Raw genomic sequence first — 12,072 nt, 5'->3', positions numbered from 1 at the left:
AATAATAATCATTCTCATTCGCACTTGTCCAACACTTTTTGCAAAAAAATGCATTTGACTCGCATTTGAAAGTCAATGATGTTGAAAGGGACATTTACCCCAAAGAGGACAGAGGAATGAGTGAGATAGTGATACGCCACGCTGAAACGCGCGATTACGAGGCCATTCGGCAAATTCACGCCCAGCCGGAGGTGTATTACAACACACTACAGGTGCCTCATCCTTCCGATCATCTGTGGCAGGAGCGACTCGCCGATCGTCCCGGCATCAAACAGTTAGTCGCATGTATTGATGGAACCGTCGTGGGTCATCTCACCATTGACGTGCAGCAACGCCCGCGCCGCAGTCATGTTGCCGATTTTGGTATCTGCGTCGACTCCCGCTGGCACAATCGCGGCGTCGCCAGCGCCCTGATGCGAGAGATGATTGAGATGTGCGACAACTGGCTGCGGGTAGATCGCATTGAACTAACCGTATTTGTCGATAACGCCCCAGCAATTAAGGTCTATAAAAAATACGGTTTTGAGATTGAAGGAACTGGTAAAAAGTACGCGTTGCGAAATGGCGAATATGTCGATGCGTATTTTATGGCGCGGGTGAAATAAAGAATTTGCAATCTAAGTTTGTCATTTAAGCCCTCACCTACCGGGAGAGGGCTTAAGATATTAATACCCCGCTGTTAAATCATCCACCGAGCGCGGGTCGGATGCGCCGTATAACTCACCCTCCGGCCCAACCATAATGCTTTGCGTACTGCCCATCGCCTCTTTCAGCGCCACTTTCTGACCTTTTGCTTCCAGCAGCTTGAGCGTATCCGGGCTAAACCCTTTTTCGACGCGCAGCTCGTCCGGCAACCACTGATGATGGAAACGCGGCGCATTGGTCGCTTCGGCGACGTTCATTCCATAATCGATGCTGTTCACTACCATTTGCAGCACGGTGGTGATAATCCGACTCCCGCCTGGGCTACCGGTAACCAGCCAGGTTTTACCGTCTTTCACCACAATCGTTGGTGACATCGACGACAGCGGGCGTTTGTTCGGCCCGACGGCGTTGGCATCGCCGCCTACCAGCCCGTAAACGTTCGGTACACCTGGTTTGGCTGAGAAATCATCCATCTGATTGTTAAGCAGAATACCGCTCTCACCCGCGACAATCCCCGTACCGAAAGTGGTATTCAGCGTATAGGTCACCGCCACCGCGTTACCGTCTTTATCCACCACTGAGTAATGGGTTGTTTGATTACTCTCATAAGGCGCAAGTTTGCCTGGGCGAATTTCGCTGGACGGCTTCGCTTTATTGATATCAATTTGATCGGCAATGGATTTGGCATAGGCTTTATTGGTCAGCGCCTGCCACGGCACTTTGACAAAATCCGGGTCGCCAAGATATTCCGAGCGGTCGGCGTAGGCGTATTTCTCAGCTTCTGCCATGATTTGCATCGCATCGGCGCTGCCAAAGCCATATTTCTTCATATCGAAGTTTTCCAGGATATTCAGAATCTGCACGATATGAATCCCGCCGGAGGATGGCGGTGGCATGGAGTAAACCTGATACCCGCGATAATCGCCGCTAATCGGTGTGCGTTCCACCGCTTTATACGCCGCTAAATCTTCTTTGCTTACCAGGCCGCCGTTTTTCTGCATCTCCTGGGCGATCTGCTCAGCTATCGTGCCTTTGTAGAATTCGTCCGGGCCGTTTTCGGCAATCATCTCCAGGCTCTTTGCCAGGTTCGCCTGCACCAGCTTGTCGCCCTTTTTCAGCGGCTCGCCCTCTTTCCAGAAGATAGCTTTGCTATTTTCGTGATTCGGCAGCACTTCGCTCCCGTAGGTTTTGAGATCGTCAGCCAGCGCGTCGTTAACGATAAAACCATCGCGTGCCAGTTTAAACGCTGGCTGCACCACTTTGTTCAGCGGCATGGTGCCGTACTTCTCCAGCGCCAGCGAGAAGCCTGCGACCGTGCCAGGCGTTCCTGAGGCCAGATGCGAAGTGAGTGATTTTTTGCTGTCCGGGTTGCCCTGATCATCGAGGAACATATCGCGGGTTGCTTTGGCGGGTGCCATCTCACGGAAATCAATAGAAGTCGTATTGCCATCTTTAGTGCGGATCAGCATAAAACCGCCGCCGCCCAGATTCCCCGCCTGCGGATGCGTTACCGCCAGCGCATATCCCACCGCCACGGCGGCATCAACGGCATTACCACCTTCTTTAAGGATATCCACCCCCACCTGAGTGGCAGTAGCATCCACAGACGCCACCATCCCCTGCTTCGCGCGTACCGGATGAAAGACATCTTCCTCCACGCCATACGAGACAGGCGGCGGCGCAGCTGCCGCACTAAAACAACATCCTGAAAGCAAAGCTGTAATCGCCGCCCGGCGTAAAAACGTCGGTTTTATCATCGTTATTCTCCAGTTATGTGTGGGGCAACCCCAGCTAAGCCTGGTATATAACTCTGAATTAATCATCGTTTTGCCGGGAAGCGAGTAAACTTAAAGAATATCTTCAGAGGAGGATACGCGATGAAACGACTTCTGCTTTTGACGGCACTCCTGCCGTTTGTCGGCTTTGCACAGCCCATTAATACTCTGAACAACCCCAACCAGCCGGGATATCAGATCCCCAGCCAGCAGCGGATGCAAACCCAGATGCAGAATCAGCAAATCCAGCAAAAAGGGATGTTGAATCAGCAACTGAAAACTCAGACGCAATTACAGCAGCAGCATTTAGAAAATCAGATTAACAGTAACTCGCAGCGGGTATTGCAGTCGCAGCCGGGGGAGCTAAATCCCGCCCGGCAGCAAATGCTGCCCAACACCAACGGCGGGATGTTAAACGGCAACCGTAATATGGATAGTTCGTTGAATCAGCAGCATATGCTGCAAGAGAGGAGAAACGGCGACATGCTGAATCCGCCCAGCACGCCGCAGCCTGATATTCCATTGAAAACTATTGGGCCGTAAAGTTCGGACCAATCACATCAATCGCATCGGAGCAAATGCAATCCACGCCCCAGCGCAGCAACTCTGCCGCGCGCTGGGGTCTGTTGACGGTATACACCAGAATCCGTAATCCAGCGTCTTTCAACTGCCTCACTCGCGCTTTATCGAGCAACTTATGATTGAGATGAATAGAGACGCAGCCCAGCCGCGTGGTCAGTTCGCGCCAGTCGTCGCGCCATTCATCAAGCAACAAACCGCGCGGCAGTTCCGGTGCCGCCTGTTGCGCAGCTTCTAAAGCATCAATCTCAAACGATGACAGCAGCGGCGGCGTCATACCTGCCCAAAGCTCGCGCGCCGCCAGCGCCACCATTTTGCCCGTTAATGGCCCGGTGCCAGTGGTGGGTTTGATTTCGATATTCGCCATCATCCCGTGTTCACGACAGCGTTCCGCCACCTGCGAAAGCAACGGTAGCGGCTCACCTTTAAACATTTTGCTGTACCAACTGCCCGCATCCACGCGCAGTAAATCCTGCCAGTTCAGTTCACCCGCGACGCCCCAGCCGTTGCTGGTACGTTCGAGATTGTCGTCATGGAGCAGGAAGATCTCGCCATCTTTCGATAACTTCGCGTCAAATTCGATCATCTTATGACCGTATTTTGCCCCGACGTCGATTGCCGCCAGGGTGTTTTCCGGGGCCAGCTTACCGCCGCCACGATGAGCGACGATGCGGGGATAAGGCCAGTTACTCATACTCGTTGTCCTGTTTCACCATCAAAAAGATGTAGCTGATTTTCCGGCAGATGCAGCCACAGCGTGCTACCTGCCGTCGGGCGCTCCTGATGCGCCAGTCTTACCACCAGCTTCTGTTCGCCCCAGCGTCCGTGCGCCAGGTTATCAGCGCCGAGGATCTCCAGCGTGTCCATCACCAGCGGTACGCCGCCTTCTGTTTGTGAGCTTAACGCAATATGTTCCGGGCGAATACCGAGGGTCATTTTACGTCCTGCATACTGACGGCAGCCACCATTTAGCGGTAGCGCGATCCCCCCGTCCAGTTCGAAATGCGAGCCTTCGTTATTCACACGTCCTGTCAGCAGGTTCATCGCCGGGCTGCCGATAAAACTCGCCACAAACAAGCTGGCGGGCTTTTCGTAGACTTCAACCGGTGTGCCAATCTGTTCCGCAACGCCACCGTTCATCACCATCACCCGCTGGGCGAGTGTCATCGCCTCAACCTGATCGTGAGTAACGTAGAGTGAAGTTGTTTTCAGGCGACGGTGCAACTGTTGCAGCTCAAGGCGCATCTGCACGCGCAGCTTGGCATCAAGGTTAGAGAGCGGTTCATCAAACAAAAATACCGCCGGATCGCGCACAATCGCGCGCCCCATCGCCACGCGCTGGCGCTGACCGCCGGAAAGCTCGCGCGGGCGGCGCTTGAGCAGGCCGTCCAGCTCCAGAATACGCGCCGCTTCTTGAACGCGCTCGGCAATTTGCTGCTTGCCCATGCCGCGAATTTTCAGCCCCCACGCCATGTTTTCTTCGACGCTCATATGCGGATAAAGCGCGTAGTTCTGGAACACCATCGCAATCCCGCGATCTTTCGGCTCCATTTCGGTCACACGCTCATTGTTGATCCAGATATCGCCTTCCGTCACCCGCTCCAGCCCGGCAACCATGCGCAGCAGCGTCGATTTCCCGCAGCCAGAAGGCCCGACCATCACGATAAATTCACCATCCGCCACATCAAGGGTCAGCGGTTTAATGACCTGGGTTTTGCCATCCCAGCTTTTGGTTACTGCCTGTAATTTCAGTCCTGCCATCTTATTTCTCACTATCGACCAGGCCGCGCACGAAGGCACGCTGCATCACTAAAACAATCACTACTGGTGGGATCAGGGTTAACAACATCGCCGCCATCACCGAGTTCCATTCCGTTGTGCCTTCGCCAGTAGCGATCATCCCTTTAATCCCTGCCACGGTGGTGCCGAGATCAACGTCGGTAATAATCAACAACGGCCACAGATACTGGTTCCAGCCGTAAATAAAGGTGATCACAAACAGCGCCGCCAGATTGGTTTTCGACAACGGAAAGACAATGTCGCAAAAGAAGCGCATTGGCGACGCGCCGTCGATCCGCGCGGCTTCCACCAGCTCATCCGGCAGCGTCATAAAGAACTGGCGGAACAGGAAGGTGGCGGTCGCCGAGGCCATCAGCGGCAGCGTTAAACCTGCATAGCTGTCGAGCATCTTCAGATTGGCGATCACTTCTACCGTCGGGAAGATACGCACTTCAACCGGCAGCATCAGGGTGATAAAAATCATCCAGAAGAAGAGGTTACGCAGCGGAAAACGAAACCAGACAATGGCAAATGCCGAGAGCATCGAGACGGTAATTTTGCCGAGCGTAATGCTGAACGCCATCACAAAGCTGTTAAGCAACATCCGCCAGAACGGCGCGCTATTCGTGCCTACCCCGTTTACCCAGATGTTGTGGATGTTTTCCAGCAGATGCGTGCCGGGGATGAGCGTCATCGGCGCGGCGTAGACGGCCTGTTTATCCAGCGTCGCCGCGACAAACGCCACGTACAGCGGGAAGAGGATCACCGCGATCCCGAGGATCAGCATGGTATGGCTGAATATCGTCAGCCACGGACGGTTCTCAATCATTGGTAACGCACCTTGCTTTCAACATAGCGGAACTGCACCACCGTCAGCACGATGACGAGGAACATCAACACCACCGACTGCGCGGCAGACGAAGCCAGATCCAGTCCGGTAAAGCCTTCGCGGTAAATTTTATAAATCAGCGTCGTGGTGGCCTGTACTGGCCCACCGGACGTGGCGGCGTCGATTACCGGGAAGGTATCGAAGAAGGCGTAGACCAGGTTCACCACCAGCAGGAAGAAACTCACCGGGGCGATAAGCGGCAGCGCGATCTTAAAGAAGCGGCGAATCGGCCCTGCACCGTCGATGGCTGCGGCTTCAATCAACGAACGGGGAATGGATTGCAGCGCGGCATAGAAGAACAGAAAGTTGTAGCTGATTTGCTTCCACACCGAGGCAAACACCACCAGGAACATCGCCTGACCGCTGTTTTGCGCGTGGTTCCAGTCGTAGCCGAACTCAGCGAGAAAATGAGTGATCAGCCCACGGCCGGGGTTAAACAGGAAGATCCACAATACGGCGGCAACGGCGGGTGCCACAGCGTAAGGCAGCAGCATTAAGGTTTGATAGAAACGGCTGCCGCACACGATGTACTCCACCAGCGCCGCGAAGAACAGCGACACCAGCAAACCGCTGACGGTGACAAAGGTGCTGAATTTTATCGTCGTCCAGAAGGAGTCGAGATAGTAGCTGTCATGAAACAGCGTGACGAAGTTATCCAGGCCGACAAACTGGCTGGAGAAACCAAACGGATCGACGCTTTGCAGCGAGTACCACAACGCTTCGCCCGCAGGCCAGATAAAAAAGATAACGGTGATGATGAGCTGCGGCGCGACCAGCAAATAGGGCAGCCAGCGCGAGCGGAACACCGGACGGGATGATGACATAAATAAACTCTTCGTGTTGTGTTCCCCTCACCCCGGCCCTCTCCCCAGAGGGGCGAGGGAGAAAGGCGGTGCATACTTTTCCACCGAGCAAAGTTGCAAACCGACACGGTACTTTTCCACCACGCCGATCGGTCCCCTCTCCCTTTGGGAGAGGGTTAGGGTGAGGGTAAGAGAATTAAGACTTCGTAGACTGCTCAAAGCGGCGCAGTAACTGATTCCCACGCTCAACGGCGGTATCCAGCGCCTGCTGTGGCGTCTTCTTGCCGGTCCACACGCTCTCCAGCTCTTCATCCACAATCACGCGGATCTGCGGCATGTTGCCCAGACGCAGCCCTTTGGTGAACGGCAACGGCGGCTTGTTCAGCATCTGACGCGTCGCGGTATCCGCCCCAGGGTTTTTCTCGTAAAAGCCCTGCTCACGGGTCAGGTCATACGCCGCTTTGGTGATCGGCAGATAACCGGTTTTCTGATGCCACTCAGCAGCGTTTTCTGGCTTCGCGAGGAAGTCGAGGAACTTCGCCACACCTGTATAAGTTTCTTTATCTTTGCCCTGCATCACCCACAGGCTAGCCCCGCCGATAATGGCGTTTTGTGGCGCATCTTTCGCATCGGCGTCGTAAGGCATCATGCCTACGCCGTAGTTAAATTTGGCGTACTCGCGAATGTTGGCAAGAGAACCGGAAGAAGCGGTCGTCATCGCACAATCACCGTTATAGAACTTCTCGGTGGATTCATCCTTACGCCCGACATAGCTGAAATCGCCCTTCTTGTTCATCTCTTCGAGCATGGCGATGTGTTTCACCTGCTCCGGCTTGTTGAACTCCAGCACCGCATCTGTGCCGTCAAAGCCGTTGTTTTTGCTGGCAAACGGCAGACCGTTCCATGCGCTAAAGTTTTCCAGTTGGATCCAGCCCTGCCAGCCGCTGGCGTAGCCGCACTTCATGCCGGAGGCTTTCAGTTTCGCGGCATAGTCCGCCAGATCCTGCCAGGTTTTTGGCGGCTGTTCCGGGTCTAAACCCGCTTTCTTGAAAGCGTCTTTGTTGTAATAGAGAACGGGAGTCGAGCTGTTGAACGGCTGGGAGAGTAAGTGGCCGGTTTTGCTGTCGGAGTAGTAACCTGAAACCGTCGGCACAAACTGCGACTCATCGAAGTTAATCCCCGCCTCTTTAAACACGTCATATACCGGTTTAATGGCTTTCGACGCCATCATGGTAGCGGTGCCAACTTCATAAACCTGCAAAATAGCCGGCGCGTTGCCGGTACGAAATGCGGCAATCCCCGCGCTTAAATTCTGTTCGTAGTTGCCTTTATAGGTCGGTACAATTTTGTAATCCGGGTTTTCGGCGTTAAAACGTTGAGCCAGAGAATCCACCTCTTTACCCAGTTCCCCTTCCATAGAATGCCAGAACGGAATGGTCGTCACTGCCTGTGCATTCCCCATTAACGCCAGTCCGAGCGCCAGTGCTGAAGCTGTATAATGTAACGGTTTCATCGTTTATCTCTCTTGTTGTACCGAATGTGCGAATTCACGCGTTTTATGCTCGCGGGGTAACATGACATGCTCGAATTACAGAAAAATAACTTTTTTGTTACATTTGTAAGATAGTAAGGTGTCAGAAAGATGACAAGGCAGTGACGGCGCGGGTGAGGGAAAATGGGAGATGGGACACGGATAAGCGGGAAAATATAGAAGGCCTGAATCAAACTCTACAGATTGCTCATCGTTTCATGCCAGATGCAGCGTAAACGCCTTATCAGGCCTACAAGATCGTGCAAATTCAACATATTGCCACTCACCCAGTAGGCCTGATAAGCGCAGCGCATCAGGCAATTTTACATTTGTCACCTGTCTCAAAGGAGTCTTTTGACTCCCTATCAATCAACGTGTTATTACCCGCCTAAATACGCACTTCTCACCGCTTCATTCGCCAGTAGTGCATCACCAGTATCGGAGAGCACCACATGGCCGTTTTCCAGCACGTAGCCGCGATCCGCCAGCTTTAGCGCCTGGTTAGCGTTCTGCTCGACGAGGAAAATAGTCATCCCCTGCTCGCGCAGTTGCTCGATGGTGTCGAAGATTTGCTGGATGATAATCGGTGCCAGTCCGAGCGAGGGTTCATCAAGCAGTAGCAAACGCGGGTTGCTCATTAGCGCACGACCAATCGCCAGCATCTGCTGCTCACCGCCGGACATGGTGCCTGCCCGCTGAACACGGCGCTCATGCAAACGCGGGAACAGCTCATACACCCACTTTATGCGCTCCTGAAACTGGTCGCGTTCGGCAAAAAAGCCACCCATTGCCAGGTTCTCTTCCACCGTCATCCGCGAGAAGACACGACGTCCTTCCGGGACAATCGCTACCGCTTCACGCATGATTTTCGCCGTCTGCCAGTCGGTAATGTCTTTATCATCAAACACAATTCGCCCGCTGGTGGCGCGCGGATCGCCGCATAACGTACCAAGCAAGGTGGTTTTCCCCGCCCCGTTCGCGCCAATGAGGGTGACAATCTCGCCCTGATTGATATGCAGGCTCACCTCATGCAGCGCCTGGATTTTGCCGTAGTGGGCGCTGACTTTGTCAAAAGACAACATGACTTTTTCCATCTTATGCCTCACCTAAATAGGCACGGATCACGTCCGGGTTATTACGGATCTGTTCCGGCGTGCCGTTTGCCAGTGGCGTCCCCTGATTGACCACGTAAATTCTGTCTGAAATACCCATCACCAGCTTCATATCGTGTTCAATCAACAAGATAGTGGTGTTGTGATGGTTACGAAGCTCGGCAATCAGCTCATCCAGCTCTTTGGTCTCTTTCGGGTTAAGACCTGCCGCAGGTTCATCGAGCATTAAAATCTCCGGCTGCGTCACCATGCAGCGGGCGATCTCCAGACGGCGCTGGTCGCCATAAGCCAGGTTGCTCGCCTGACGGTTAGCGTGTTCCAGCAAACCAATGCGTTCCAGCCAGGTTGCGGCTCGGTCGAGCGCCTCACTCTGGGCGCGACGGAAAGAAGGCGTTTTCAACAGGCCGGAGAACAGCCCGGTTTTCAGTTGCTGATGCTGCGCCACCAGCAGGTTTTCAATCACCGTCATTTCACGGAACAGACGCACATGCTGGAAGGTGCGCACCACGCCCATGCGGGCAATTTGCTGACCCGGCAAACCTTCCAGATGCTGATCGCGCAGTAAAATGGTGCCGCCGGTGGGTTTGTAGAATCCGGTCAGGCAGTTAAAGACCGTGGTTTTTCCGGCTCCGTTAGGGCCGATTAACGAGACGATCTCCTGCGGGTACAGTTCGAGATTGACGTTGTTCACCGCCAGCAGGCCGCCGAAGCGCATCATCAGGCCGTTAACAGATAATAAGGGCTGATTCATGCCTGCTCTCCTTTCGCTGCGCCGTTCTTCAGCTTGAGTTGCGGGCGCGTCATGGGCAGCAAGCCCTGCGGACGCCAGATCATCATCAGCACCATCAAGCCACCGAGCATTAACATGCTGTATTCGTTGAAATCACGCATCAACTCGCGCGATACCACCAGCAAAATTGCCGCCAGAATCACCGCGAACTGCGACCCCATGCCACCGAGCACCACTATCGCCAGTACAAAGGCTGATTCGGCAAAGGTGAAGGATTCCGGGCTGACAAAGCCCTGACGCGCCGCAAACAGCGTTCCGGCAAAACCCGCAAACGCGGCGCTGATGGTAAAGGCGGTCAACTTGATACGGCGCGGGCTTAAGCCCAGCGAACGGCAGGCGATCTCGTCTTCACGCAACGCTTCCCACGCACGCCCCAGCGGCATCCGCAGTAAGCGGTTAATGACAAACAGGCTTAACACTACCAGCAGCAACGCCACCAGGTAGAGGAAGATGACGCGATCGGACGGATCGTATTTCAGGCCAAAGAAATTACTGAACGTATCCCAGCCACCTTCGCGGGCGGTACGGCTGAACTCAAGGCCGAAGAAAGTGGGTTTCGGGATCTGACTGATGCCGTTCGGACCGCCGGTAATTTCGGTGTTATTGAGCAGCAATATGCGCACAATTTCGCCGAAACCGAGGGTAACGATCGCCAGATAATCACCACGCAGACGCAGCACCGGAAAACCGAGCAGGAAGCCCGCCGCCGCTGCCATTAACCCGGCAATTGGCAGGCAGGTCCAGAAGCCCAGACCGTAATAGTGATTGAGCAGCGCAAAGGTGTAAGCGCCGATGGCGTAAAAACCGCCGTAACCCAGCACTAGCAGGCCAGACAGCCCCACCACCACGTTTAGCCCGAGGCCGAGGATAATGTAGATCATGGTCAGGGTGGCGATATCCACCGTCCCGCGTGAGACCATAAACGGCCACGCCACCGCAAGCACCAGCAACGCCACGAGGAACAGTTTCTGCTTCACCGTGGAGCCATCAATCGCAGGCAAAATAAACTTCGGCCCGGAAACGCTTTTCAACCCCTTCTGGAAAGCAGGTCGCACAAGCTGGAAGAAAAAGACCACCGCCGTACCGATAAATACCCACTGCCAACGGATATCTGAAGCACTGTCGACCACCAGTTTGGTGCCATCCAGCTCCAGTTGCACGCCCATAAAGACGCCCGCCAGAACAAAGAACATCGCAGCAGAGAGCAGCGCCATTGCAATATGCATCGGTTTCATACTTTCTCTACCTCCGGGCGACCCAGAATACCGGTCGGCATCACCAGCAGAACCAGAATCAGCAGGGCAAATGAGACCACATCTTTATATTCCGTACTCAGATAGGCAGAAGAGAGCGCCTCCGCAATCCCCAGAATCAACCCGCCAATCATCGCCCCCGGAATACTGCCAATCCCACCGAGCACCGCTGCGGTAAAGGCTTTCATCCCGGCCATAAAGCCGATGTAGGGGTTAATCACACCGTAGAACTGACCGAGCAGAACGCCCGCCACCGCCGCCATCGCCGCGCCAATCACAAAGGTCAGCGCAATCACTCGGTCAGTGTTGATGCCAAGCAGGCTCGCCATTTTCAGGTCTTCGGCGCAGGCACGACAGGCGCGCCCCATGCGCGAATAACGGATGAAAATCGTCAGCGCCAGCATGGCGAGGAAGGTGACAATCCAGATCACCGCCTGCATGGTGGTAATAGACGCAGAGAAGTTTTCGCTATTACCCACCACCCACTGACCGTTAAACAGGCTGGGCAGCGCCACATCGCGCGAACCTTCGGTCAGGCTGACGTAGTTTTGCAGGAAGATGGACATGCCGATTGCCGAGATGAGCGCAATCAGGCGCTTAGAGTTACGTACCGGGCGATAGGCCACCCGTTCGATACTCCAGCCGTAGGCGCTGGCAATGACGATTGCGCCGACAAATCCCGCCGCCACCAGCAGCCAGCCGGTATCAATGCCCATCATCATCAGCGCAGCGATGATCATAAAGGAGACGTAGCTGCCAATCATGTAAACCTCGCCATGGGCGAAGTTGATCATGCCGATAATGCCGTAAACCATGGTGTAGCCGATGGCTATCAGCGCGTAAGTACTGCCCAGCGTGACGCCGTTAAACATCTGCTGCAAGAAATACAAAAACTGCTCAGACATAAGGTAACCTT

General features: G+C 54.4%; 12 protein-coding genes. 2 read left to right on the top strand and 10 right to left on the bottom strand.

Annotation, left to right across the window (positions count from 1 at the left end; genetic code table 11):
* Window positions 1-116 precede the first annotated feature (116 nt).
* Window positions 117-605 (top strand): N-acetyltransferase, encoded by a 489-nt coding sequence (yhhY, locus tag C3D30_RS17645; protein ID WP_010349190.1) that lies wholly within the window; start codon window positions 117-119, stop codon window positions 603-605.
* Window positions 606-665: 60 nt separating this feature from the next.
* On the opposite strand, the gene ggt is transcribed toward yhhY, so the two are convergent.
* Window positions 666-2,402 carry a gamma-glutamyltransferase gene (gene ggt / locus C3D30_RS17640; RefSeq protein WP_105287196.1) on the bottom strand — a complete coding sequence of 579 codons (1,737 nt, stop codon included), beginning with the start codon at window positions 2,400-2,402 and terminating at the stop codon, window positions 666-668.
* Between the two features lie 120 nt (window positions 2,403-2,522).
* On the opposite strand from ggt, the gene C3D30_RS17635 reads away from it, so the two are divergent.
* Complete coding sequence (locus C3D30_RS17635) at window positions 2,523-2,963, top strand: DUF2756 family protein (RefSeq protein WP_000826129.1); 441 nt, start codon at window positions 2,523-2,525, stop codon at window positions 2,961-2,963.
* On the opposite strand, the gene ugpQ is transcribed toward C3D30_RS17635, so the two are convergent.
* From ugpQ to livH, 9 genes are all read right to left on the bottom strand, one after another.
* Complete coding sequence (gene ugpQ, locus C3D30_RS17630) at window positions 2,950-3,693, bottom strand: glycerophosphodiester phosphodiesterase (RefSeq protein WP_000073614.1); 744 nt, start codon at window positions 3,691-3,693, stop codon at window positions 2,950-2,952. The genes C3D30_RS17635 and ugpQ overlap by 14 nt on opposite strands.
* Window positions 3,690-4,760 carry a sn-glycerol 3-phosphate ABC transporter ATP binding protein UgpC gene (gene ugpC / locus C3D30_RS17625; protein WP_000907811.1) on the bottom strand — a complete coding sequence of 357 codons (1,071 nt, stop codon included), beginning with the start codon at window positions 4,758-4,760 and terminating at the stop codon, window positions 3,690-3,692. Before ugpC ends, ugpQ begins: the two co-directional genes overlap by 4 nt.
* A 1-nt stretch (window position 4,761) precedes the next feature.
* Window positions 4,762-5,607, bottom strand: coding sequence for a sn-glycerol-3-phosphate ABC transporter permease UgpE (gene ugpE / locus C3D30_RS17620; protein WP_000572164.1), 846 nt, complete (start codon window positions 5,605-5,607; stop codon window positions 4,762-4,764).
* Window positions 5,604-6,491, bottom strand: a complete 888-nt coding sequence (ugpA, locus tag C3D30_RS17615) for a sn-glycerol-3-phosphate ABC transporter permease UgpA (RefSeq protein ID WP_061363417.1) — start codon at window positions 6,489-6,491, stop codon at window positions 5,604-5,606. Before ugpA ends, ugpE begins: the two co-directional genes overlap by 4 nt.
* A 175-nt stretch (window positions 6,492-6,666) precedes the next feature.
* On the bottom strand, window positions 6,667-7,983 hold the full coding sequence (gene ugpB, locus C3D30_RS17610) for a sn-glycerol-3-phosphate ABC transporter substrate-binding protein UgpB (protein WP_000803181.1): 1,317 nt from the start codon (window positions 7,981-7,983) through the stop codon (window positions 6,667-6,669).
* Between the two features lie 398 nt (window positions 7,984-8,381).
* Window positions 8,382-9,095 (bottom strand): high-affinity branched-chain amino acid ABC transporter ATP-binding protein LivF, encoded by a 714-nt coding sequence (gene livF / locus C3D30_RS17605; protein WP_000416895.1) that lies wholly within the window; start codon window positions 9,093-9,095, stop codon window positions 8,382-8,384.
* Window position 9,096: 1 nt separating this feature from the next.
* Window positions 9,097-9,864: a high-affinity branched-chain amino acid ABC transporter ATP-binding protein LivG gene (livG, locus tag C3D30_RS17600; RefSeq protein ID WP_001075510.1), complete on the bottom strand. Its 768-nt coding sequence runs from the start codon at window positions 9,862-9,864 to the stop codon at window positions 9,097-9,099.
* The gene (livM, locus tag C3D30_RS17595) at window positions 9,861-11,138 is read right to left on the bottom strand and encodes a branched chain amino acid ABC transporter permease LivM (RefSeq protein WP_000803775.1); all 1,278 of its coding nucleotides are present in this window, start codon (window positions 11,136-11,138) and stop codon (window positions 9,861-9,863) included. Before livM ends, livG begins: the two co-directional genes overlap by 4 nt.
* On the bottom strand, window positions 11,135-12,061 hold the full coding sequence (livH, locus tag C3D30_RS17590; protein ID WP_104693094.1) for a high-affinity branched-chain amino acid ABC transporter permease LivH: 927 nt from the start codon (window positions 12,059-12,061) through the stop codon (window positions 11,135-11,137). The genes livM and livH overlap by 4 nt, the downstream gene beginning before the upstream one ends.
* Window positions 12,062-12,072: the final 11 nt, after the last annotated feature.

The organism is Escherichia sp. MOD1-EC5433 (assembly GCF_002966005.1).
GTDB lineage: Bacteria > Pseudomonadota > Gammaproteobacteria > Enterobacterales > Enterobacteriaceae > Escherichia > Escherichia ruysiae.
The sequence above is the reverse complement of the archived record's forward strand: the minus strand, read 5'-3'. Positions and strand labels throughout refer to the sequence as shown.

Coding starts and splice junctions, on each gene's coding strand:
- yhhY (WP_010349190.1), top strand. CDS start 117: ATGAGTGAGATAGTGATACGCCACGCTGAAACGCGCGATTACGAGGCC.
- ggt (WP_105287196.1), bottom strand. CDS start 2,402: ATGATAAAACCGACGTTTTTACGCCGGGCGGCGATTACAGCTTTGCTT.
- C3D30_RS17635 (WP_000826129.1), top strand. CDS start 2,523: ATGAAACGACTTCTGCTTTTGACGGCACTCCTGCCGTTTGTCGGCTTT.
- ugpQ (WP_000073614.1), bottom strand. CDS start 3,693: ATGAGTAACTGGCCTTATCCCCGCATCGTCGCTCATCGTGGCGGCGGT.
- ugpC (WP_000907811.1), bottom strand. CDS start 4,760: ATGGCAGGACTGAAATTACAGGCAGTAACCAAAAGCTGGGATGGCAAA.
- ugpE (WP_000572164.1), bottom strand. CDS start 5,607: ATGATTGAGAACCGTCCGTGGCTGACGATATTCAGCCATACCATGCTG.
- ugpA (WP_061363417.1), bottom strand. CDS start 6,491: ATGTCATCATCCCGTCCGGTGTTCCGCTCGCGCTGGCTGCCCTATTTG.
- ugpB (WP_000803181.1), bottom strand. CDS start 7,983: ATGAAACCGTTACATTATACAGCTTCAGCACTGGCGCTCGGACTGGCG.
- livF (WP_000416895.1), bottom strand. CDS start 9,095: ATGGAAAAAGTCATGTTGTCTTTTGACAAAGTCAGCGCCCACTACGGC.
- livG (WP_001075510.1), bottom strand. CDS start 9,864: ATGAATCAGCCCTTATTATCTGTTAACGGCCTGATGATGCGCTTCGGC.
- livM (WP_000803775.1), bottom strand. CDS start 11,138: ATGAAACCGATGCATATTGCAATGGCGCTGCTCTCTGCTGCGATGTTC.
- livH (WP_104693094.1), bottom strand. CDS start 12,061: ATGTCTGAGCAGTTTTTGTATTTCTTGCAGCAGATGTTTAACGGCGTC.